Origin of the sequence: Bradyrhizobium sp. Rc2d (genome assembly GCF_900099855.1) — a bacterium.
Lineage (GTDB): Bacteria > Pseudomonadota > Alphaproteobacteria > Rhizobiales > Xanthobacteraceae > Bradyrhizobium.
This window is the reverse complement of the sequence record NZ_FNCU01000027.1, coordinates 1-21,571: the sequence shown is the minus strand read 5'-3', so window position 1 is coordinate 21,571 and position 21,571 is coordinate 1. Positions and strand designations below refer to the sequence as shown.

Sequence of the window (21,571 nt, the reverse complement as noted above, 5' to 3'; positions counted from 1 at the left end):
GCCTCGTCAGCCTCAGAGAACCTGTTGTTTACAGCGATGTTCCTTGGCGCTGTTCCCTGGCGCTTGCGGAACACGACCCGGAACGATCGCTGACCCCTCGCGGTTGATTCACGAATGGCTGAGTGGAGAATTACGATGCTGAATCAGGGCGAACTTGACCGGAACGAGATGGGCCGCCTGATCGGGAGCGACAAGGTCGAGGGAACATCGGTCTACGGGGCCGATCGAAACAGGATCGGTTCAATCGAACGCGTGATGATCGACAAGATCACTGGCAAGGTCTCTTACGCAGTGCTTGGCTTCGGCGGCTTTCTCGGCCTTGGCAATGACCACTATCCATTGCCCTGGCAGTCGCTGAAATACGACACCGAACTTGGCGGCTATGTTACCGCAATTACCGCGAAGGATCTGGAAGGCGCTCCAAAATACGGCGAAAAGACCGAGTGGAACTGGGGCGATGACGCTGCTGTACGCGGTATCAATGCCTATTACGGCGTCCCCTTCGTGTAGCAAAAGGACGATGCGATGAGCAAGGAACGGCCCACCGACGATCCCCGGGATCGGAACGACTGGGGCTCGCACAGACAGACGGACAAGCCCTGGAAGGGCAATCCAGAGAAAGAACAGGTCTCGGACAAAGAGGTAAAGCCCGACCTCGAGAAGTGGCACGAGACCAAGACGCACTAGCGGTGCGTACTTTCCCGTAAGACCATCGAAGCGTGGCGCGCCGGCGCCGCGCTTTTTTGAGCACCGCGTTCACGAATGGCAGCGGCGTTCCGGCAAGACGGAACCATGCTTCTGCGCTGTGGTTGGGCTCCCGGCGCGCGAGCTCGGCTCAATCGGCTCGCGGCCGTTAGTCCCGAGAAAAGGTGTTCAGCGTGGATGCTCAAACCCGGGAGCGTGGGCCGTCCGCGGAGCAGCCGCAGAGGGCGAAGGAAGCTCCGACAACGAATCATGATCAAGCCCGCGACGGCAAAGACCAGTCGGACAAGCCGGCGCCGCCGTTGCGCGCGCGGCTTCGCGAGCATTGGCTGCTCGCAACTGGCTGCGCCATTGTGCTGATTGCGGCGCTCGTCGGCGGTCTGCTTTATTGGCTCGAGATCCGCCATTACGAATCCACCGACGACGCTTTCGTCGCCGCGCGCAGCTTTTCCGTGGCGTCGAAAGTGGGTGGCTACGTGACTGACGTTCCGGTCACGGATAACCAGCACGTCAATGCAGGAGAGCTGCTCGCCAAGATCGACGAGCGCGACTACCGGATCGCGGCCGACCAGGCCAACGCGCAGGTCGCGGTCTCCAAGGCGAACATCGACAATGTCGAGGCGCAGATCGTTTCGCAGGAGGAGCAGATCAAGCAGGCCCAGGCTCAGCTCGAGCAGGCGCAAGCTCAGCTTCAGTTCTCGCAGGAAGAATTTGCGCGGGCGCAGGATCTGGTCGAGAAGGGCGCCGGCACCGTGCAGCGCCAGCAGCAGACCCGTTCCGATCTTCAAGCCCAGCAAGCCAACACAGAGCGCGCGAGGACCGCAGTCACGGCGGCACAACTCGGCATCAAATCGCTGCAAGCGCAGCTCGAAGGCGCCAAGGCGCAGCTGGAGCAATCGCAAACGCAGCTCGATCAGGCCAAGCTGAACCTGCAATATACCAGCGTCGTTGCCGCGCAGTCCGGCCGCGTCGTCAAGCTGAGCGGCGCCAAGGGCACATTCATCACGGCCGGCCAGAGCCTGATGATGTTCGTGCCCGACGAGGTCTGGATCGTCGCCAACTACAAGGAGACGCAGCTCAACGACATGCGTCCGGGCCAGCCGGTGGAGATCCGCATCGATGCCTATCCCGGCCGCAAGCTGACCGGCCACGTCGATTCGGTGCAGCCGGGCTCGGGCACCGCGTTCAGCCTGCTGCCGGCGGAGAATGCCACCGGCAACTACGTCAAGGTGGTACAGCGCGTGCCGGTGAAGATCGTGGTCGACAACTGGCCGCCCGATCTGCCTGTTGGTCCCGGCATGTCGGTCGTGCCCTGGACCAGGGTGCGATGACGGACCTCACGCAAGGCGGTGCGTCCGCCGGCGGCTGGTCGCCGGAGCGTTCGGCGGCGGGTGGGCACAATCCCTATCTGATCGCCTTCGTGGTCTCGATCGCGACCTTCATGGAGGTGCTCGACACCACCATCGCCAATGTCGCATTGCGCCACATCGCCGGCGGGCTCGCGGTCGGCATCGACGAGAGTACCTACGTCATCACCAGCTATCTCGTCGCCAACGCCGTCGTGCTGTCGATCTCGGGCTGGCTGTCGACCGTGATCGGCCGCAAGCGCTTCTACATGATGTGCGTCGCGACGTTCTCGATCGCGTCGCTCCTGTGCGGCTCCGCCTGGAATTTGCAATCGCTGGTCTTGTTCCGGATCTTGCAGGGCCTCGGTGGCGGCGGCATGGCAACCAGCGAGCAGGCGATCCTCGCCGACTCCTTCCCACCGCATAAGCGCGGCCAGGCCTTTGCCATCTACGGCGTCGCCGTCGTCGTCGCGCCGGTGATCGGCCCGACGCTCGGCGGCTGGATTACCGATACGTATACCTGGCACTGGGTGTTCCTGATCAACGTTCCCATGGGATTGCTGTCGTTGTTCCTGGTCGGCACGCTGGTCAAGGAGCCGTCGGGCGCGGAGGAGGAGAGGGAGAAGCTGCTCAGCAAGGGTCTGCGCGTCGACTATGTCGGTTTCGCCCTCGTCGCGATCGGGCTCGGCTCGCTCGAATTCGTGCTCGACGAAGGCCAGCGCAATGACTGGTTCGGATCGAACATGATCGTCGTCTTCGCGGTGCTCGCGGCCGTCTCGCTGCTCGCGCTGATTCCGTGGGAGCTGACGCGGGAGGAGCCCATCGTCGACCTTCGCCTGCTTGGCCGGCGCCAGTTCGGTGCCTGCTTCCTCGTCATGCTCGGCACCGGCGCGGTGCTGATCTCGACGACGCAGCTCCTGCCGCAACTGCTCCAGACCGAGCTGAACTACACAGCCATGCTGGCCGGTCTCGCGCTGTCGCCCGGCGGCGTCGCGACGCTGGTGCTGATGCCGGTGGTGGGCCGCCTCGTCGGCATCGTGCAGCCGAAATATCTCATCATGTTTGGTGCAGCCATCGCCGCGTTCTCGATGTGGCATCTCACCGGGCTGACCGGAGACATCACCTACGGCTACGCTGCGCTGTCGCGCATCTTCCTCGCGCTCGGTCTTCCCTTCCTGTTCCTGCCGGTGACGACCGCCTCCTATGACGGCATCGCGCCGGACAAGACCAATCAAGCCTCGGCGCTGATCAACGTCGCCCGCAATATCGGCGGCTCCATGGGGGTCGCGCTGGCGCAGACCATTCTGGCGCAGCGCCAGCAATTCCACCAGAGCCGCCTGATCGAGCATGCCGCGCCATCCGATCTCGGTTACCAGCAGACCATCGAGGCGATGACGCGCTACTTCCAGGCGCAGGGCTCTAATGCGAGCGATGCAGCGTCGCAGGCGGTCGCATGGGTCGGCAAGACCTTGCAGCAACAGGTCGATTTCCTCGCCTATATCGACGTGTTCTGGACGCTCGCCATCGTCGCGGTGCTGATGATTCCCACCGCGGCCGTGCTGCGCCGGATCGATTTGCGCGCGCCGGCGCGGGGGCACTGACGGGCCCTCCACCCGTTCGGAGAGAAATGGTGACCGCGGCACGAGACTGCGGCTAGACTGAACCTGACATCAGGCAAAATTCCGGGAGGAGAACTAAGTGAAGACCGCGATCACCGAACTGTTCGGCATCGAGCACCCGATCATCCAGGGCGGCATGCATTTCGTCGGCTTTGCCGAGCTGGCTGCCGCCGTCTCCAATGCCGGCGGGCTTGGCATCATCACCGGGCTCACGCAGAAGACGCCCGAGCTGCTGGCCAAGGAGATCGCGCGCTGCCGCGACATGACCGACAAGCCGTTCGGCGTGAATCTCACCTTCCTGCCGGCCTTCTCGGCGCCGCCCTATCCGGAATACATCGCGGCCATCGTCGAAGGTGGCATCAAGGCGGTGGAAACCGCGGGCCGCAGCCCGGAAGCATACATGCCTGCGCTGAAGGCCGCCGGCATCAAGGTCATCCATAAGTGCACTTCAGTCCGCCACTCGCTGAAAGCAGAGCGGATCGGCTGCGACGCCGTCAGCGTCGACGGGTTTGAATGCGGTGGCCATCCCGGCGAGGACGACATTCCCAACATGATCCTGCTGCCGCGCGCTGCGGAAGAATTGAAGATCCCGTTCGTCGCCTCCGGCGGCATGGCCGACGGGCGCAGCCTCGTTGCGGCGTTGTCGCTGGGCGCAGCCGGCATGAACATGGGCACGCGCTTCATCGCCACCAAGGAAGCGCCGGTGCATCAGAACGTCAAGAATGCGCTGGTCGCCGCCACCGAGCTCGACACTCGCCTGATCATGCGGGCGCTGCGCAATACCGAGCGCGTCCTGAAGAACGCCAATGTCGACCGTCTGCTCGAGATCGAGCGCGCGAAGGGCGCCAAGCTCACGATCGACGACATTCACGACCAGGTCGCGGGTGTGTATCCCAGGATCATGCTGGATGGTCAGATGGACGCGGGCGCCTGGAGCTGCGGCATGGTCGCAGGCCTCATCCGCGACATTCCCTCCTGCAAGGAACTCGTCGACCGCATCATGAGCGAGGCGGAAACCATCATCCGCAGCCGCCTGATCGGGTTCCTGGATGGGACAGGGACGACGCGAAAGGTCGCCTGACATCGCCAAACTTCTTAACCACGGCGGCAATTGGCCGCTGGAATTGCGCGCGACGCCTCCTAAATACGGGTAAATTGCCCCTTTCATAATCGATTTCAGGAGGCGTCCGTGGTCCTGAAAAGCGTTCCCTTTGCAATTGCCGTGGCCCTCGTGCTCGCAGGGGCGGGCATCGCGCGCGCTGACGACTACAAGCCTGACGAATACCTGGGTCTCGATCTGTCCAAGGCCGTGCTGTCGCCGAAGCGGCTCGGTCCGGAGACGAAATTCGCGCCGGTTGCTTTGGAGGCACGCGGCGGCAACGAGGCGCAGGCGCGCGTCGAGCCGATCGACGTGCCAAAGAAGGTCGCCGCTGAACGCGTGCACGTGGCCGAGCCCAAGGTCGGCCACGCCCGGAGCGCCCAGCCGCGCGGTGCGGCGCGCACCAAACTGTCACGTCGTCACGGCAATCCGCTGGAAGCGCAGGCAAGGGACACGCGCATCCAGACGTGGCCGTGCCGCTCCGGCGGCATCTGCAACTGGAAGCGTTAGTCGCAGCCCTGCTGGCTCTTCACCTCGGCGGGCGAGGGAGCCTGCACCGCAGGACGCTGAGCTCGTCGAAGTCGTCATCCCCGCGTCGCAAAACCGTAGGCGCGCAGTCAAGAAACCGTAAGCTGTAAGTCAAGGAGCGCAGGCACCTTCCGTCGCGATTCGACGAAGGTTTCCTGAATGGCAACGCTCCGCGCCGCGCGGGCATGGACCCGGCGGCAATTTTTGGTTCGCTCGACCTCCAGCCTCGCCATCGCCTCGCTTGGGACGCTCGCAAAGCCGCATCTCAGTCGCGCCGCCGGTCGTCCGCAGATCACGAGCGGCATCCAGTCCGGCGATGTCTCTGACGGCGCCGCCGTGATCTGGGCGCGCGCCGACCGGCCGGCGCGGATGCAGGTGGAATGCTCGACCGTCGAGAGTTTTAAGACGATCATTGCGTCGGGTTCGCGAGATGCGCTGCCCGATGCCGACTTCACTGCAAAGCTGCTGCTGAACGATCTGCCGCCCGGGCAGGACATCTTCTACCGCGTCTGCTTCGACGATATTGCGACCGGTATCGCCGGCGAGAGCCGCATCGGCCATTTCCGCACAGCGCCGGCCGCGGGCCGGTCGATCTCGTTCCTGTGGTCCGGCGACACCGCGGGACAGGGCTGGGGCATCGATGTCTCGCGCGGCGGATATCGCAGCTATCGCACCATGCTCGACAACCGCCCCGATTTCTTCATCCACTCCGGCGACCACATCTACGCCGACTGCACCATTCCTGCCGAACAGAAGCTGCCGAACGGCGAGACCTGGCGCAACATCGTCACCGAGGACAAGGCCGAGGTCGCGCACACGCTGGCGCAGTTCCGCGGCAATTACAAATACAACCATCTCGACGAGCACTTTCGCGCCTTTCACGCGCAAGTGCCGATGTTCGCGCAGTGGGACGATCACGAGGTCACCAACGACTGGTCGCCGACCGGCAGCCACGACGCCGCCGGCTATGAGGACGACGGCACGCCGCTCCTGGTTGCGCGCGCCCGCCGCGCCTTCTTCGACTTCATGCCGATCCGCGACATCGGCGCGCGACAGGGCCGGGTCTATCGCAAGATCGCTTACGGCCCTCTGCTCGACGTCTTCATGATCGACATGCGCAGCTATCGCGACGAGACCTGGAACAAGGGAAACGACCATCGCGGCTGGATTCTCGGCGACGAGCAGCTCGCCTGGCTCAAGCGCGAGCTCGCCGCCTCGCGCGCGACCTGGAAGGTGATCGCGGCCGATTTGCCGATCGGCCTGATCAGCCTCGACGCCGTTGCGCTCGGCAATGGACCGCCCGACCGGCGCGAGCACGAGATTGCCGATCTGCTGGCGTTCATCAAGCGCGCCGGAATCCGCAATATCGTCTGGCTCACCGCCGACATGCACTACACCGCCGCGCACTACTACGATCCGAGCAAGGCGCAATTCCAGGATTTCGATCCGTTCTGGGAGTTCGTCTCCGGCCCGCTGCATGCCGGCACCTGGGGGCCGGGCGAGCTCGATGACACGTTTGGTCCGGTCGCGATGTACCAGCACGGCTGTAGCGCGGCGCAGGGCGAGAATCTGGCGCCGTGCTTCGGCTTGCAGTTCTTCGGCCGGGTCGACATCGACGGCCGCAGCGGCGTGATGACCGTGACCTTGAAGGATGTCGACAACCGTGACCTTTGGTCGGTCGATATCGTGCCGCGGCGGCCGGCCCGACCGGCTGTGGTGGCGCAGCATTCGTGAGGGACGGCCGCACTGAGCCCTGGTCGTCATGCCCGGGCTTGTCCCGGGCATCCACGTTCTTTGTGCCGCGGGGCAAGGCGTGGATGGCCGGGTCAAGCCCGGCCATGACGATGGGGAAGCATTCTGCGCCCCAAAGCTAACCCGATCTTGATTGGCCGCCCGGCGCCACCAGCGCTATGGTGGCCACTCCCACCACTTCCTTTCCATCACCGAAGAGTCTGTCACCGCGCGTCCGGCGGGATGAATGACGTCAGGAGCCTGTTCATGGAGCATCTGCAGACACGGGGCATCAGCATGCCCAAGCTCGGCCTCGGCACCTTCCGCATGCAGGGCGACGTCTGCCGCGCCGCGGTCGAGAGCGCGCTGTCGATCGGGTATCGCCACATCGACACCGCCGAGATGTATGCCAACGAGGACTCGATCGGTTCGGCCATCGCCGCTTCCCGCGTGCCGCGCGGCGAGCTGCACGTCACCACAAAAGTCTGGCACGAAAATCTGGCACCGGACGCGATCCGTCGCGCTTTCGACGCCAGCCTGAACAAGCTCAGGCTCGACCATGTCGACCTCTATCTCGTGCACTGGCCGTCGAGAGCCGCCAATTGGGGCGCGGCGTTCGAGACCCTGATGAAGCTCAAGGAGGAGGGGCGCACACGGGCGATCGGCGTTGCGAACTTTACCACAGCGCTGCTCAAGATCGCCGTCGAGGACATCAAGGCGCCGATCGCCTGCAACCAGATCGAATATCATGCCATGCTCGATCAATCGAAGGTGCTGGCCTATCTCAACGCCAAGTCGATCCCGCTCGTCGCCTATTGTCCGTTGGCGCAGGGGCGCTTCGCAACAGATCCGGTGCTGAGCGAGATCGGGATCAAGCACAATGCGACCGCCGCGCAGGTCGCACTGAAATGGCTGCTCGATCAGAACGGCGTCGCGGCGATTCCGAAGGCCTCGCGGCGCGAGAGCCAAAAGGCCAATCTCGATGCCCTGAAGATCACGCTCGACGACGCCGACCGCAACAAGATCGCCGCGCTGCCGAAGGACAGGCGCTGCGTCAATCCCGGCTTCGCGCCGGCGTGGGATTAGCTGGCTGCTTCCCTCTCCCCTTGTGGGAGAGGGTGGCATAGGCGGCCTTCGGCCGCCGTTTCTTAAGAACGCCGATGAGCGGGCACAGCCGGAGGCGCGCCGCGCGCGCCAAGCCAGAGTCTGCCGATGCCCGATGTCGCTTCCGTCATGACGAATGTCGTCATGGTGCTCTCCGGGAGCGAGCAGAGGCTTCAGGGGCAGCGCCGCAGCAAACGATCCTGACGGCGATGCGCATGCGGTCGAGGTACTCGGCCGAAGTCTTCGCGCTGAACTTGATGCCCTCAGACGTTGCCGAGAGGTGCTCGGCGAGTTGCATTGGGGAGATGCCCGTCTTCGTCCAGCGCGTGGCGAATCGAAGGCGAAAGCCGCCATGGACAAAATCCGGCAGAGGACCCCCGGCGCTGATCTCGCTTTCCTGCCGCTCGATTTGGCGGATCTGGCGAATGTTCGGAAAGCGGCCGAATTAGCCGCCAAGGAGCCGCGCATCGACGTGCTGATCAACAATGCCGGTGTGCTGGGGCCGACGCTAAAGCACACGGCGCAAGGCTTCGAGCAGACCTTCGGCGTCAACCAGCTAGGCTGTTTCGCATTTACCGCGCTCATGCTGCCCAAGCTGATGGAAACACCAGGGTCGCGTGTCGTCATCCAGAGCAGCGGTCAGCACAAGGGCGCGAAGATCGAATGGGACGACCTCAACGCGGAGAAAAGCTACAAGTGGCTCCCTCGCTATGGCGCCAGCAAGCTCGCGAACTTGCTTTTCGTGTTCGAGCTGGACCGGCGGCTGCAGGCGGCGGGAGCGCCCGTAACGGCCGTGGCCTGTCACCCGGGCCTTGTGGGAACAGGCCTCGCCCGCGATAGCGGGTGGAGCACCATGGTGATGTCGTTGATGGGCGCGCTCTTGGGCACTACGCCCGCCATGGGCGCGGGGGGAGCACTGCAAGCGGCGACTGACCAGAAGATAAAGCCCGGTGGCTATTACGGACCGACAGGACTTTCTGGTTTGCGGGGACCGTCCTACGAAAACTCCGCCGCCTGTTCCAAGGAGGCGAGAGATCCGCAGCTTGCCCGGCGGCTGTGGGACGTATCCGTCAAGATGACAGGGATCGATCCCGGCTTACCTCCGGCAAGCTGAAACCGGAGCGGCGCTCGACCTCAAGTCTTACGTCCTCGATTCTTTTGCGCCCGTCATCATGGAGTTGGAGTGCGTTATGACTGACAAGAAGACAATCGCAATTTTCGGTGCCGGCAGTGGCCTCGGGCTTCCTTCGCCAATCGGTTCGGGCGCAAAGGCTATCGCGTCGCACTTGTGGCGCGTCGCGCTGAACCGCTGGATAAACTCGCTCGCGTCGGTATCGAGGCCGCGGCGTTCCCGGCGGATCTCACAAACCTTGAGGGCATTCCCGAACTCGTCCGCTCGATCCAGGAGGGGCTCGGCTCAATCGACGTCGCCGTCTACTGTCCGGTCCCCTCCCACATCGGCTTTGTACCGGCAGTCGACCTCGACGCATCAAAGCTTCAGTCGATGGCGCCTATCTTCACGTTCGCGCCGATCGAAGTGTCGCACGCTGTGTTGCCCAACATGCTCGCTCGTGGCGATGGCGCGGTGGTCATTGTCGGCGGCCTCACGGCCGTGGTGACGATGGCTGGCATAAGTGGTGTCGGCCCGTTGATGGCGGCCGCGCGCAATTACGCCTTCACGCTCAATGCCGAAGTGGCGTCCAAGGGCGTCTACGCCGGTACGGTCAACATCGGCGCGGTCATTGATCGCTCGGCGGGGCTTCGCGCCATGACATCCGACGGCAAGCCGCTCGATCCGAGGCTGCCTGTGATCGACCCCGACGAAATCGCCGAGGAGATCTTGACCCTCATTTCCAAGCGCGATCGGGCTGAGGCGATCCTACCGGTGCAGCCTCACGCGTGATGTGAAGGAAGACCATGTTGGAGATCAACCTCCAAAAGGAGATCACCCGTCCCTCGTGATCGTGAAGCAATATCGGTTGGACAGTGTCTTGGCGGAGCGCTTTCCCAATCTTGATGCGGATAGCCGACATCCCAACCGGACTCGGATTCACATGGCGCGATCGGTTCCGCTACCGCGACAATGAGAGGAAATCCTTATGAGCGCTGCCCCGGTTTTTTTGCGCCAACTAATCTTCTCAAAGCGACGTGCGTTTCAGGTGATCTTCCTGGCGTCAACCCTGACGACGCAGGTGCCAACGGCTGACGCCGCCACGATCCGCGCCAGGTATTCAGTGTCATATCTGGGGGTTCAACTCGGTGAACTCATTATCGTGAACAACGTCGGTCCGGTGAACTATGAAGCTGATCTAAATGCGCGGCTCAGCGGCTTAGCGGCGGTCGCGAGGTCCTTCAACATAAGCATAAAGTCCAAGGGCGCGTTGAAAGGCGGCTTGATCCGGCCCTCGTCCTACTTGCTAAGCCAAACCGGATCCGAGACGCGCACCATCCGCGTGGCATTGGCAGGCGGCAACGCAAAGGCCGCCGAAATCGAGCCGCCGTTTGAGAAGAGCGGCCCGCTGGTTCCGCTGGTCGAAGAGCACAAGAGGAACGTCGTTGACCCTCTAAGTGCCCTAATCATGCCACTGGCACAGAGCGGCGGAGAGCTCGGCCCCTCAGTGTGCAATCGGACCTTGCGCCTGTTCACCGGAGCGACTCGCGCGGACATCGAATTTGCTTATGCCGGTTACGAAGATTTGAAATCGAAAGCTTACACAGGGTCCGTCGCGGTTTGCTCGGTAAGCTACAAGCCGATCGCTGGTTACAATCCGGACTCCACCATGACGAAGTCCATGATGGCTAACCAGGACATCAAGGTTCGGCTGGCCCCATTGTCAGACGTCCCTTACGCCATGCTGATATCCGCGACGGTGCCGCTGCCGTTGGGGACGGCAAGATTGGCGCTTGAAGAGTACAGCATCGAGCCGGCGCAGATGGTGTCCAACAGAGCAAGTGCACGATGATGTTGAGAACATCGCAATGTTTCTGGTTCCGGCCGAAGCAGCCTTCCTGCCGCGCAACTCCGAGAGGCCGGCGGGCCATCCGAACCAATGAGCGATCATGGTCGCCACGATCAGGATGGCGCCGCATATCAGCGTTCGCCGCCCGATGATATTGAGCCGCACTGACCGCCCCTCCGAAGGCGGGCGGCCCCGATCCAGGGCCGCTTTTTTCATGGGGATATGCAGGATAGGCGGGGCCTGGGAATACAGTATCAAATTACAGTATTGCCCGAAGGCCGGAGATGGGAAGAACCTTTCTTCTCAGTGCCTTCGGCCAATTCGTCCTTTTCCCACAAGGGGAGAAGGAAGAAAGAACGCAAAGAGATGGCCCCGTGAGGGGCCATCTCCATGCTGCGTTGCGCGTTAGTCCCAGTGGTGGCGGTGACTGCGCTTGATCACGACGACCTTGTCACCGCGATGGTGCCAGCCGCGATGCCAGCCGTAGTCATGGTGCATGCGATATTCGGCGCGGGCACCGTACGGGCCGTGATGATGACCGCGCTTGATCACCACCGTCTCGGCGCTCGCCAGCGTCGGCGCCGCGATCACCAGCGCGCCGAGTGCTGCAACCACATAACCAAGCCTCTTCATGATGTCCTCCTCCAATCGAATGCACAACCGCGCGTGCACGCGAACGTTCCGGAGGAACTGCGGGAGAATTCTGAACGGCTGTTAATCGCAGCGTTGCTGCGCCGGTGTCGGCGCGCCAGTCGCGACGTATTTGCCGTCCCTGATCGTGTACTCGCCGCGCTCGCTGCGATTGTAGATCGCGCGCAGGCTGCCATCCTTCTGCAAGAGGAGTCCAAATTCGCGCGTCTGATGCAGCGAGGGGAAGAACACCATCACATTGAGCAGGCCCTCGGCATTGACCGTGGCGGAGACCACCTCGTTCTCGTCCCTGGCGTCGCCGAAGTTGCGCCGGTACATCACCCGGCCGTCCTTCCTGATCTCGTAGGTCAAGAGCGCGCGCTTGTCGCGGTCGGGCCGAACCGCGCAGTCGACCGCCCAAGAGCCGAGCAGGCCCCATTGTTCGACCGTCGCCGCAAGCGTCTCGGCACGCGCCGCGGACGCGAGTGCGACCCACAGCAGCGCAGCCGCGATCCAGCGGCTCAAACAACGCGTCATGTCCTGGCAAGCCCCGCCTCGAAGAATTCCAAAGTGTAGCATCCCGCGCACGGCCGTCCACGCCAGCTGCCGATCGCGCGCGAATTTGATCCGCGTCAATGAGGCCGGCCGTTTCCGGGTTAGGATGTGCTTCCCGAAGGCGAACGTGGATAGACCAATGCTGAATCAAGTCGTGGATTTTGCGGGCGAAGTGCTCCCGGGGAGCTGCGCCGTGCCGCCTTATTCCGAGACCGCGTTTCTGGCCGAGCTGGGCGAGCGCTTAAGGTCCTCGCGTACGCGCTGCGACCTGTCGCGCCGCGAGCTGGCCCGCCGCTCCGGGATTTCCGAGCGGTACATCGCCCAGATCGAGGCCGGCAAGGGCAACGTCTCGATCGTCCTGTTGCTGCGGCTCGCCTCCGCGATCCACAGCAGCCAGCCCCAGGCGGCCTAAGGAGCTGGCCTAAGGAGGTGGCCTGAAGCGAACCTTAGGCCCGCTTCTCCACATTGGCGCTACGGGCCGGCACGCCAAATTCCTTGCGGCAGACCTCGGCCAGCACAGCGACGCCCTCACGGATCTGCTGATGCGTCGGGCTCGCAAAGCAGAGCCTCAGCCGCGAGCTGGAATGGTTCTTGTTGGTCGACCATTCCGGCCCCGGATTGATCGAGACGCCGGCGGCCAGCGCGGCCTGATAGAGCTTGAGCGTATCGACCTGGTCGGGCAGCTTCACCCAGAGGAAGATGCCGCCCTTGGGCTCCTCGAACTCCGCCGCCGTCCCGAACTGCTCGTTGAGGGCTTCCATCAGCGTATCGAGCTTGGTGCGCAGCGCCTTTGTCAGGGCCGGCACATGGGTGGAAAAATGCGGCTTGCAATAGGTGGCGAGCACCATCTGCTCCAACGCGCCCGAGCCGGCATCCGTCTTCAGGGCCAGCATCCGCGACATCACATCCCAGGGCGCCACGACGAAGCCGACGCGCAGTGCCGGCGCGATCGACTTCGAGAACGAGCCGATATGGATCACGCCGCCGTTTCGGCTCATCGCATGGATCGCAGGTGGCCGTTGGCCCGACCAGACGAGATCGGCATAGCAATCGTCCTCGAAGATCGGCACGCCGTATTCCGATGACAGGCGCAGCAGCTCCGTGCGCCGGCTCTCCGGCATGATGCTGCCGGTCGGGTTCTGCACAGTCGGGATGGTGTAGATGTATTTCGGCCGGATGCCGCGGCTCTTCAGGTCGGCTAGCGTGGAAGCCAGCACATCCATGCGCATGCCGTCCCTGTCGAGGGGAATGCCCACCACATTGACGCCGAGCCGCGCCAGGCGCGTCAGCGCGCCCTGATAGCTCTCCTGCTCGAAAATCACGGTATCGCCGCGCGTCAGCAGCGTGGCGTTGACGAGGTCGAGCGCCTGGAGCGAGCCCGAGACGATCAGGAGATCGTCGACCGTGCAGGCGATGCCGGCATCGCGCTTGAGTTTTGTCACCAGGAATTCGCGCAAGGGCAGGTAACCCTGGGGACCGTGCGCCAGCCCGTAGGTGGCAAGCGAGCGGCCCTCGCGTTGCAGCGCCAGGTTCGTCGCCTCGATCAGGCCCTCGAGCGGCACCTGCTCGGAGTCGTTGTTGCCGCCGACGAAGCTGTATTTGGCAAGGCCCGTCCAGCGCGCAGAGGGGGCCGGCAGCCCTGCGGGAAACAGGGGCGCGAAATCGAAGCTGGAGGTCATGGGCGTTCCTCGTCTTGTTCTTGTTGGTGGCCGGCGTTGCACCGGCCTGTCTTACTTCCTGCTGGCCGTCCGGGTCGGACGTCCCTGGCTGATGAAAGCGTAATGCGCATTGGCGACGCCGCCAACCATCAAGGCCTCGACCACAGGCTCGGCGATCTCGCTTGTTGCGGCCCAGTCGACGAGAAAATTGGCTCCGGTCCCGCCGCGGACGTCGTCGGTCGGAATGAAGATCGAGACGGTGGCGAGCGGCCTCAAGGCGACCGGCGCCTTCAGATAACTCTCGACCTGCTTGCCTGCGGTGTCGAAATAGGCGATGCGTTTGACCACCAGCGGCTGGGTCTCGGAGGCGTTGTGCACGCTCAGCGTCACCGAGAAGTCGACACGCAGCTTGCCCTGGCTCATCGCGACGCTGGAATAGGCGGGCACGTAGAACCCGCCGGAGACGGCAAGTTCTTCCTTCGGCATCGCGGTTAGCGAATCAGCAAAGTTTTGTTCGATACTGACCTTGGATTGCGCGGCGGCCGGCACGGCGTAGGCGAGGGGGCATAGCAGCATTGCCGTGAAGAGCCCTTTCCACATGTGACGAATTGCTCGCTTGCCGCACCGCAACCCGTCTCTAGGGTGCGGCAAAACGGACCAATTTAGCATGCACGAGCTCATTCGCGACATCACTCTCTGTATTCTGTTTGCCTGGATGCTGGGCCTGCTCGCCCATTTCTCCCGGCAACCCCTGATCCTGGCCTACCTTATCGCCGGCTTCTGCATAGGTCCATTCGGCGCCGGCTGGGTCAAATCGCAGGAATCGATCAGCGTCATCTCCGAGCTCGGCCTGATTTTCATGCTGTTCATGATCGGGCTGGAGATCGACCTGAAGAAGATCGTGCGGGCGGGAAAGGTGATCCTGTTCGCGGCGGGCGGCCAGCTGCTCGGGGGCTGCCTGCTCGGGGTCCTGTTCTTCGTCGGCATCGGCCTGTCGCTCGGCGGCGGGCATTTCGATGCGGTCTATCTCTGCGTCGCCTGCGCCTTGTCGAGCACCGTCATCATCGTCAAGGTGCTCTACGAGAAGCGCGAACTCGACACGCTGCCGGGCCGCATCACCCTCGGCGTGCTGGTGCTTCAGGATATCTTCGCCATCCTGTTCCTGGCGGTGCAGCCGAGCCTCGCCAATCTGCAAGTCAGCGTCATCCTGCTCTCGATCGGCCGCGTCGCGGTGCTGGTCGCCGCCGCGCTCCTGGTCAGCCGCTACGTGCTGCCGCGTCTGTTCCACCAGATCGCACGACGGCCCGAGCTGATCCTGCTCGGCGCGCTCGCCTGGTGCTTTCTCGTCGCCGAAACGGCGGAGCGGCTGTCGCTGTCGCGCGAGATGGGCGCGCTGATCGCCGGCGTCTCGCTCTCGACCTTTCCTTACGCGCTCGACGTCACCGCCAAGGTCACCACGCTCCGCGATTTCTTCATCACGCTGTTCTTCGTCGCGCTCGGCATGACCATTCCCGTGCCCGGCCTCTCCGTGATCGGGCTCGCCTTGATGATCGCGGCGTTTACCGTGGTGAGCCGCCTCATCACCACCTTCATCCCGCTCTACCTGATGAAGCAGGGGCTCCGTGCGAGCCTGTTGCCGGCCCTCAACCTCGCCCAGATCTCCGAGTTCTCGCTGGTGGTGATCCAGACCGGCATCGCCGACCACCATATCGCGCCGGAGACGGCGAACGCGGCCTCCTTCGCCTTCGTGGTGCTGGCCGTGCTCTCCACCTTCGTGATGACGCGCAGCGACGAGATCACCCGCTGGATGATCGGCCCCCTGAAGCGGATCGGCCTGCGCGACCTCGATCATGGCAGCGGACATGCCGAGGAGGCCCATGGGGGTGGCCATGGCGAGGCCCGCCGCATCGTCATCCTCGGCTTTTTCCGTGCGGCGAGCGCGCTTTTGGCCGAGATCGAACGGCAGACGCCGGTGCTGCTGGAGCAGATCACGGTGGTCGATTTCAACCCCAATGTGTACCAGACCCTGCTCTCGCGCGGCCTGCACGTGATCTATGGCGACATCAGCAATGTCGACACGCTGCTCCATGCCGGTGTCGGCAAGTCCGAGATGATCATTCTCAGCGTGCCGGATTCCCTGCTGAAGGGCGCCACCAACGAGAAGCTGGTCCGCCACGTCCGCGCGCTCAACCCCACCGCCCTGATCGTGGCGACCGCCGACCTCCTGGCCGATGTCGGCGAGCTCTACGACGCCGGCGCCAGCTATGTCACCGTGACCCGGCTCAGCGATGCCCACGAGCTGTTCACGGTAATCGAAGCCGCCCAGGCCGGCCTTCTGGCCGACAAGCGCGCCGAGCTCGATCAGCGGCTCGGCGAGCGGCGTGAAGTGCTGCCCTGACCGCGCCCGGCCGCCTTCCTTTCCAGCGGTTGGCGCCTATATCCCTGGTATCTTCGGTGCAAGCCTGAACCACCCTGGCAGGCCTGCCGTCCGGCATATGTGGTTGCGCTGGGAAGACTAGCGCCCCGGCTCAAGTCCGGCTAAGCCTCCCGGCCATAACCGATAGAGATTGGGAAATGCCCGATAGCATTCAGGAAGTCTTGCAGGCCTTTGCCCGGGGCGAGCTTGTCGTCGTCACCGATGATGAGGATCGCGAGGGCGAGGGCGATCTGATCGTCGCTGCCTCGCTCTGCACCGCCGAGAAGATGGCGTTCATCATCCGCCACACCTCCGGCATCGTCTGCGCGCCCGTGACCACGGAGGACGCGCGCCGCCTGCGGCTCGATCCGATGGTCGCCCACAACGATTCCGCGCACACCACCGCGTTCACGGTCTCGATCGACTACAAGCCCGACGGCGGCACCGGCATCTCCGCCGAGGAGCGCGCCTCGTGCTGCCGGGCGCTGTCCAATCCCAATGTCGGCGCCAACGACTTCGCCCGCCCGGGCCACATCTTTCCGCTGATCGCCAAGGATGGCGGCGTGCTGCTGCGCTCCGGCCATACCGAGGCCGCAGTCGACCTCTGCAAGCTCTCCGGCCTGCCGCCGGTCGGCGTCATCAGCGAGCTCATGAACGACGACGGCAGCGTGATGAAGGGCGAGCAAGTCGCCCGCTTCGCCGCCGAGCACAAGCTCAAGCACGTCACCATCGCGGACATGATCGCTTACCGCCAGGGGCGCGAGAAGCTGATCGAGCGGGTCTCGACCTTCGTCACCGAGAGCCCGATCGGGCCCTTGCAGGGCTATGCCTATCGCTCGCCGTTCGATTCCATCGCCCACGTCGCCTTCGTCTACAATGGCGTCGGTGACGGCAAGAACGTGCTGACGCGCTTCCACAAGCCGAACATCGTCAAGGACGCTTTCACCGGCCACAAGCGCATGGCGGCGGTGCTCGAGCATTTCAAGAAATCCGGCCGAGGCGTGCTGGTTTACCTGCGTGATGGCGCAGCCGGTGTGCCCGTGGAGCCGCTGCCGGACGAGACGTCCACGGAAGCCGACCGCAACCGCCAGTGGCGTGAGGTCGGCGTTGGCGCGCAGATCCTGCGCGATCTCGGCGTCACCTCGATCCGGCATCTCACCTCCTCGGTGCACGACTACAAGGGCCTGTCGGGCTTCGGCATCGAGATCGTTGCCAACGAGCAGCTCGAAAGCTGACACGTAGTGTAGAGGCGAGGAGATTGCGGGTTCGACGTTTCGCCTCGCCCCGGAATGACCGAAACCAGGATGCAATTGCACTTGTTGCCGCGGCGCTTTAATTTGTCGGGCAATTTATGACGGAACCAGACGCGAAAGGACGTTTCATGAGCGTGCGCCCTCAGGCCAAGGACAAGCCGGCTGCGGCTTCTTTCCAGTGGGACGATCCGTTCCTGCTCGACGAGCAGCTCACCGAAGACGAGCGCATGGTGCGCGACACTGCCCGCGCCTATGCCCAGGACAAGCTGCTGCCACGTGTCTCCCAGGCCTATCTCGAAGAGAAAACGGATCGCGAGATCTTCAACGAAATGGGTGAGCTCGGCCTGATCGGCATCACGCTGCCCGAGGAATATGGCTGCGCCAATGCGAGCTACGTCGCCTATGGCCTCGTCGCGCGCGAGATCGAGCGGGTCGATTCCGGCTATCGCTCGATGAACTCGGTGCAGTCCTCGCTGGTGATGTATCCGATCTACGCCTATGGCGACGAGAACCAGCGCAAGAAGTACCTGCCGAAGCTCGCCAGCGGCGAGTGGGTCGGCTGCTTCGGCCTGACCGAGCCCGATGCCGGCTCCGACCCGGCCGGCATGAAGACGCGCGCCGAGAAGGTTTCGGACGGCTATCGCCTCACCGGCAGCAAGATGTGGATCTCGAACGCGCCGATCGCCGATGTGTTCGTGGTGTGGGCCAAGTCGGCGGCGCATGACAACCAGATCCGCGGCTTCGTGCTGGAGAAGGGCATGAAGGGCCTCTCCGCGCCGAAGATCGGCGGCAAGCTGTCGCTTCGCGCCTCCATTACCGGCGAGGTCGTGATGGACGGCGTCGTGGTTCCCGAAGACGCGCTGCTGCCCAACGTCTCCGGCCTGAAGGGCCCGTTCGGCTGTCTCAACCGCGCCCGTTACGGCATCTCCTGGGGTGCGTTAGGGGCCGCCGAGGACTGCATGCACCGCGCCCGCCAGTACACGCTCGACCGCAAGCAGTTCGGCAAGCCGCTCGCCGCGACCCAGCTGGTGCAGAAGAAGCTCGCCGACATGGAGACCGAGATCGCGCTCGGCCTGCAGGGCTCGCTTCGTGTCGGCCGCCTGATGGACGAGGGCAAGTTCGCGCCCGAGATGATCTCGATCATGAAGCGCAACAATTGCGGCAAGGCGCTCGACATCGCCCGCACCGCCCGCGACATGCACGGCGGCAACGGCATCTCGATCGAGTATCACGTGATGCGCCACGTCCATAACCTCGAGACGGTCAACACCTATGAGGGCACCCACGACGTCCACGCCCTGATCCTGGGCCGCGCGATCACGGGCATTCAGGCGTTTTTCTAGTCGCCGCTTTCTTCGGCTGTGGCTAGTTTGCTCCGTTGTCATCACCCGCCTTGTGCGCAATGCGCACTGGGGCGGGCGATCCGGTATCCCAGAGACCTCGCCTTCGTCACAGGCGCCGCGGCGTACTGGATACCCCTTCGCGGGGTATGACGGCGGGGGTTGGGGCAGCAGTGCACAGGAAGTCCCATGTCCGACAATGACGATGTCCCGTTCAACCGCAACTTTCCGCTGAGGCCCGGAATCGTCGAGGAGGTCCGCCCCGGCGTGCGGCGCGTGCTCTGTAACAATCCGAGCCCTTTCACCTTCACCGGCACGGTCAGTTACATCGTCGGCACCGGCAATGTCGCAATCATCGACCCCGGCCCGGACGACGCGGCGCATGCGGCAGCGCTGCTCAATGCCGTGCGCGGTGAGACGGTGAGCCATATCTTCGTCACCCACACCCACCGCGACCATTCGCCGAACACCGCGCGGATCAAGCAGGCGACCGGCGCGCCTGTTTATGCCGAAGGCCCGCACCGGGCCTCGCGCCCGCGCTTCGAGAGCGAGAAGCACAATCCGGAATCCGGCGCGGACCGCGATTTCGCGCCCGATGTCAGGATCGCCCATGGCGACGTCGTCGAAGGCGCCGGTTGGCAGCTCGAGGCGGTGGCAACGCCCGGCCACACCGCAAACCATCTCGCCTTTGCCTGGCCCGAGCGGAAATTCAACTTCGTCGGTGATCACGTCATGGGCTGGTCGACATCGATCGTAGCGCCGCCCGACGGCTCGATGATCGACTACATGGACTCGCTGGACCGCCTCGCGTCCCGCGAGGAAGATCTCTATTTCTCGGGCCATGGCCCGGAGATTCCGGACGGTCCGCGCTTCGTGCGTTTCCTGATCCGTCATCGCAAGGCGCGCGAGGCTTCGATCCTGCATCGCCTCGCCAAGGGCGAGGCCGACATCCCGACCATGGTGCGCGCGATCTATATCGGGATCGATCCCAGGCTGACAACCGCCGCTGGCTACTCCGTGCTGGCGCACCTGGAAGATCTGGTCGCGCGAGGCGTGGTCGCGACGGATGGCGATCCCGTGATCGGCGGGACATATCGGATGGCTAGCGCCTAGTGTCCCACTGTCGTTCCGGGACGATGCGCAGCATCGAGCCCGGAATCTTGCGCCACAATCTCGATATCCTAGGCGGCCCGGAATTCACCTCTCCCGTAGGGAGAGGTCGGATCGCATCGAAAGATGCGATCCGGGTGAGGGGTTACGGCGTCGCCGAATGTTGCGGCCCCTGACCCGGATTGCTCAGGCGCGCAATTGCGCGCCAAAGCAATCCGACCTCTTGTGTCTGTAAAATTTGCCAGGATGTGCGAACGGGCGGTTCTGACCAACCGCCCGTCGCTGGATCTGAGCCCGTCCGACCTCAAAGGCCTCGAGCCTGTCGGGGAGCGAGGGACAGATCCGGTGTCTTCCTCAACCCGAACAGTTGCAAGGGCTTGGAGCCCGAACCGAGCAAGGAAGGGAGTGGACGATGGCACAGAATGAGCTGATTGTCGTCGGTCTCGATGTGGCCAAGGACAAGGTGGATGCGTGCATTCGCTCGTTGTCGCTACGGCAGACGTTCCCAAGCACGCCAGAGGGACGGCGATCACTGATCCGCTGGCTTCGCAAGCACAAAGTCGGCAAGGCAGCCATGGAGGCTTCCGGCGGCTATGAGCGGGAGTGGGCCAAGGCGCTGCGCGAGGCTGGTATCGAAGCCCTGGTCGTGGACCCAAAGCGGGTGCGGAACTTCGCCAAATCGGCTGGACGACTCGCCAAGAACGATCCGATCGATGCGGCGATGATCGCCTGGTTCACCGAGACCTTCATCGAGGCAAGAGGCCAAACCTACGATGCGGCACGTGAGAAGCTGGCGCAGATCGTGACTGCGCGCCAGGCTCTGATCGACGCGCAGACCAGCTTGCAAAACAGGAGGGAGCATTCCACACCTGACGTCGTGCGGAAGATGCAGGATCGCCTGCGAAAGCAGATCGCCGCCGAAATTGCCAAGCTCGAAGCCGCGATCGCAGCATTGATCAAGGCCACGCCGCGATTTGCCGAGCTCGCCGAGATCATCGAGAGCGTGCCGGGTCTTGCCGGGAGCACGTCCGCCGGGCTCATCGGGTCGATGCCGGAACTCGGCCAGATGAGCAACAAAGTTGCTGCGGCGTTGCTGGGGGCTGCGCCCTACGATCACGACAGCGGCAAGCGTCGAGGCATCCGCCATATCCAGGGCGGGCGCCGCAAAGTCCGCAATCTCTTCTACATGGCGTGTATGGGAGCTGCGACACGGCACAACCCCGTGCTCAAGGCCTTCTACGATCGCCTGATCACCAAAGGCAAAGAGCCGAAGGTTGCGCTTACTGCCTGTATGCGCAAGCTGATCGTGATCCTCAACGTTATGATCGCGCGCGGTGAGAAATGGGACGCCAGTCGGTACGAAGTGAGCGACTCCGCTCGGCTTCCGCCGAGCGCATGCACGGCCTGAAGACCGGTGAGCGGACGGGGTCAAGGCCGTCAGCCGCCGGAGGCGGTGGCGCGCAAGCGCCAGCCTTGAGGCCGGCCGATCGCCGGGCTACTTCAACACAGTTGCTCCCCGC

The 21,571-nt window shown here is 63.8% G+C and carries 21 protein-coding genes; 17 read left to right on the top strand and 4 right to left on the bottom strand.

Annotated elements, in window-relative coordinates:
• Positions 1 to 135: 135 nt before the first annotated feature.
• The 11 genes from BLV07_RS28150 (at position 136) to BLV07_RS28105 (ending at position 11,092) form a co-directional block, all read left to right on the top strand.
• Positions 136 to 510, top strand: coding sequence for a PRC-barrel domain-containing protein (locus tag BLV07_RS28150; RefSeq protein ID WP_091892457.1), 375 nt, complete (start codon positions 136 to 138; stop codon positions 508 to 510).
• Between the two features lie 15 nt (positions 511 to 525).
• Positions 526 to 687: a hypothetical protein gene (locus BLV07_RS47790; RefSeq protein WP_165405280.1), complete on the top strand. Its 162-nt coding sequence runs from the start codon at positions 526 to 528 to the stop codon at positions 685 to 687.
• Between the two features lie 191 nt (positions 688 to 878).
• On the top strand, positions 879 to 2,033 hold the full coding sequence (locus BLV07_RS28145; protein ID WP_091892633.1) for an HlyD family secretion protein: 1,155 nt from the start codon (positions 879 to 881) through the stop codon (positions 2,031 to 2,033).
• Entirely contained in the window at positions 2,030 to 3,649 is a 1,620-nt protein-coding gene (locus BLV07_RS28140) for a DHA2 family efflux MFS transporter permease subunit (protein WP_091892455.1), read from the top strand. Before BLV07_RS28145 ends, BLV07_RS28140 begins: the two co-directional genes overlap by 4 nt.
• A gap of 97 nt (positions 3,650 to 3,746) precedes the next feature.
• The gene (locus BLV07_RS28135) at positions 3,747 to 4,748 is read left to right on the top strand and encodes an NAD(P)H-dependent flavin oxidoreductase (protein WP_091892453.1); all 1,002 of its coding nucleotides are present in this window, start codon (positions 3,747 to 3,749) and stop codon (positions 4,746 to 4,748) included.
• Between the two features lie 108 nt (positions 4,749 to 4,856).
• Positions 4,857 to 5,276, top strand: a complete 420-nt coding sequence (locus BLV07_RS28130) for a hypothetical protein (protein ID WP_091892451.1) — start codon at positions 4,857 to 4,859, stop codon at positions 5,274 to 5,276.
• 177 nt (positions 5,277 to 5,453) lie between these two features.
• Positions 5,454 to 7,028: an alkaline phosphatase D family protein gene (locus BLV07_RS28125; RefSeq protein ID WP_091892449.1), complete on the top strand. Its 1,575-nt coding sequence runs from the start codon at positions 5,454 to 5,456 to the stop codon at positions 7,026 to 7,028.
• Between the two features lie 264 nt (positions 7,029 to 7,292).
• Entirely contained in the window at positions 7,293 to 8,111 is an 819-nt protein-coding gene (locus BLV07_RS28120; protein WP_091892631.1) for an aldo/keto reductase, read from the top strand.
• A 154-nt stretch (positions 8,112 to 8,265) separates the two neighbouring features.
• Positions 8,266 to 9,243, top strand: coding sequence for an SDR family NAD(P)-dependent oxidoreductase (locus BLV07_RS28115; protein ID WP_091892447.1), 978 nt, complete (start codon positions 8,266 to 8,268; stop codon positions 9,241 to 9,243).
• Between the two features lie 174 nt (positions 9,244 to 9,417).
• Positions 9,418 to 10,032, top strand: coding sequence for an SDR family NAD(P)-dependent oxidoreductase (locus BLV07_RS28110; protein ID WP_244551233.1), 615 nt, complete (start codon positions 9,418 to 9,420; stop codon positions 10,030 to 10,032).
• Positions 10,033 to 10,228: 196 nt separating this feature from the next.
• Positions 10,229 to 11,092, top strand: coding sequence for a DUF3108 domain-containing protein (locus tag BLV07_RS28105; RefSeq protein ID WP_091892445.1), 864 nt, complete (start codon positions 10,229 to 10,231; stop codon positions 11,090 to 11,092).
• A gap of 402 nt (positions 11,093 to 11,494) precedes the next feature.
• Here BLV07_RS28105 and BLV07_RS28100 read toward each other — a convergent pair whose 3' ends face one another.
• Together BLV07_RS28100 and BLV07_RS28095 are read right to left on the bottom strand one after the other, a co-directional pair.
• Positions 11,495 to 11,722, bottom strand: a complete 228-nt coding sequence (locus BLV07_RS28100) for a hypothetical protein (protein WP_091892629.1) — start codon at positions 11,720 to 11,722, stop codon at positions 11,495 to 11,497.
• 81 nt (positions 11,723 to 11,803) lie between these two features.
• Positions 11,804 to 12,256, bottom strand: a complete 453-nt coding sequence (locus BLV07_RS28095) for a hypothetical protein (RefSeq protein ID WP_176945808.1) — start codon at positions 12,254 to 12,256, stop codon at positions 11,804 to 11,806.
• Between the two features lie 157 nt (positions 12,257 to 12,413).
• On the opposite strand from BLV07_RS28095, the gene BLV07_RS28090 reads away from it, so the two are divergent.
• Entirely contained in the window at positions 12,414 to 12,686 is a 273-nt protein-coding gene (locus BLV07_RS28090; RefSeq protein WP_091892443.1) for a helix-turn-helix domain-containing protein, read from the top strand.
• Between the two features lie 34 nt (positions 12,687 to 12,720).
• On the opposite strand, the gene BLV07_RS28085 is transcribed toward BLV07_RS28090, so the two are convergent.
• Positions 12,721 to 13,953 carry an aminotransferase-like domain-containing protein gene (locus tag BLV07_RS28085; protein WP_091892441.1) on the bottom strand — a complete coding sequence of 411 codons (1,233 nt, stop codon included), beginning with the start codon at positions 13,951 to 13,953 and terminating at the stop codon, positions 12,721 to 12,723.
• A gap of 51 nt (positions 13,954 to 14,004) precedes the next feature.
• Positions 14,005 to 14,532, bottom strand: a complete 528-nt coding sequence (locus tag BLV07_RS28080; RefSeq protein WP_349525478.1) for a DUF3124 domain-containing protein — start codon at positions 14,530 to 14,532, stop codon at positions 14,005 to 14,007.
• Between the two features lie 67 nt (positions 14,533 to 14,599).
• Between BLV07_RS28080 and BLV07_RS28075 the strand changes: the two genes are divergently transcribed.
• The 5 genes from BLV07_RS28075 to BLV07_RS28055 all read left to right on the top strand — a co-directional run bounded on the left by BLV07_RS28075 (position 14,600) and on the right by BLV07_RS28055 (position 21,459).
• A complete protein-coding gene (locus tag BLV07_RS28075; RefSeq protein WP_091892437.1) occupies positions 14,600 to 16,330 on the top strand; it encodes a cation:proton antiporter domain-containing protein in 1,731 nt (576 codons plus the stop codon).
• Between the two features lie 176 nt (positions 16,331 to 16,506).
• The gene (ribB, locus tag BLV07_RS28070; protein ID WP_091892435.1) at positions 16,507 to 17,583 is read left to right on the top strand and encodes a 3,4-dihydroxy-2-butanone-4-phosphate synthase; all 1,077 of its coding nucleotides are present in this window, start codon (positions 16,507 to 16,509) and stop codon (positions 17,581 to 17,583) included.
• A 146-nt stretch (positions 17,584 to 17,729) separates the two neighbouring features.
• Positions 17,730 to 18,944 (top strand): acyl-CoA dehydrogenase, encoded by a 1,215-nt coding sequence (locus tag BLV07_RS28065; RefSeq protein ID WP_091892433.1) that lies wholly within the window; start codon positions 17,730 to 17,732, stop codon positions 18,942 to 18,944.
• Between the two features lie 186 nt (positions 18,945 to 19,130).
• Positions 19,131 to 20,054 carry an MBL fold metallo-hydrolase gene (locus BLV07_RS28060; protein WP_176945807.1) on the top strand — a complete coding sequence of 308 codons (924 nt, stop codon included), beginning with the start codon at positions 19,131 to 19,133 and terminating at the stop codon, positions 20,052 to 20,054.
• A 409-nt stretch (positions 20,055 to 20,463) separates the two neighbouring features.
• Positions 20,464 to 21,459: an IS110 family RNA-guided transposase gene (locus tag BLV07_RS28055; protein ID WP_091892429.1), complete on the top strand. Its 996-nt coding sequence runs from the start codon at positions 20,464 to 20,466 to the stop codon at positions 21,457 to 21,459.
• Positions 21,460 to 21,571 lie beyond the last annotated feature (112 nt).

What these genes read in the sequence shown, in the direction of transcription:
- BLV07_RS28150 (WP_091892457.1), top strand. Translation starts at nt 136, where the DNA reads ATGCTGAATCAGGGCGAACTTGACCGGAACGAGATGGGCCGCCTGATC.
- BLV07_RS47790 (WP_165405280.1), top strand. Translation starts at nt 526, where the DNA reads ATGAGCAAGGAACGGCCCACCGACGATCCCCGGGATCGGAACGACTGG.
- BLV07_RS28140 (WP_091892455.1), top strand. Translation starts at nt 2,030, where the DNA reads ATGACGGACCTCACGCAAGGCGGTGCGTCCGCCGGCGGCTGGTCGCCG.
- BLV07_RS28125 (WP_091892449.1), top strand. Translation starts at nt 5,454, where the DNA reads ATGGCAACGCTCCGCGCCGCGCGGGCATGGACCCGGCGGCAATTTTTG.
- BLV07_RS28120 (WP_091892631.1), top strand. Translation starts at nt 7,293, where the DNA reads ATGGAGCATCTGCAGACACGGGGCATCAGCATGCCCAAGCTCGGCCTC.
- BLV07_RS28115 (WP_091892447.1), top strand. Translation starts at nt 8,266, where the DNA reads ATGTCGTCATGGTGCTCTCCGGGAGCGAGCAGAGGCTTCAGGGGCAGC.
- BLV07_RS28105 (WP_091892445.1), top strand. Translation starts at nt 10,229, where the DNA reads ATGAGCGCTGCCCCGGTTTTTTTGCGCCAACTAATCTTCTCAAAGCGA.
- BLV07_RS28100 (WP_091892629.1), bottom strand. Translation starts at nt 11,722, where the DNA reads ATGAAGAGGCTTGGTTATGTGGTTGCAGCACTCGGCGCGCTGGTGATC.
- BLV07_RS28095 (WP_176945808.1), bottom strand. Translation starts at nt 12,256, where the DNA reads ATGACGCGTTGTTTGAGCCGCTGGATCGCGGCTGCGCTGCTGTGGGTC.
- BLV07_RS28090 (WP_091892443.1), top strand. Translation starts at nt 12,414, where the DNA reads ATGCTGAATCAAGTCGTGGATTTTGCGGGCGAAGTGCTCCCGGGGAGC.
- BLV07_RS28085 (WP_091892441.1), bottom strand. Translation starts at nt 13,953, where the DNA reads ATGACCTCCAGCTTCGATTTCGCGCCCCTGTTTCCCGCAGGGCTGCCG.
- BLV07_RS28080 (WP_349525478.1), bottom strand. Translation starts at nt 14,532, where the DNA reads ATGTGGAAAGGGCTCTTCACGGCAATGCTGCTATGCCCCCTCGCCTAC.
- BLV07_RS28075 (WP_091892437.1), top strand. Translation starts at nt 14,600, where the DNA reads ATGCACGAGCTCATTCGCGACATCACTCTCTGTATTCTGTTTGCCTGG.
- ribB (WP_091892435.1), top strand. Translation starts at nt 16,507, where the DNA reads ATGCCCGATAGCATTCAGGAAGTCTTGCAGGCCTTTGCCCGGGGCGAG.
- BLV07_RS28065 (WP_091892433.1), top strand. Translation starts at nt 17,730, where the DNA reads ATGAGCGTGCGCCCTCAGGCCAAGGACAAGCCGGCTGCGGCTTCTTTC.
- BLV07_RS28060 (WP_176945807.1), top strand. Translation starts at nt 19,131, where the DNA reads ATGTCCGACAATGACGATGTCCCGTTCAACCGCAACTTTCCGCTGAGG.
- BLV07_RS28055 (WP_091892429.1), top strand. Translation starts at nt 20,464, where the DNA reads ATGGCACAGAATGAGCTGATTGTCGTCGGTCTCGATGTGGCCAAGGAC.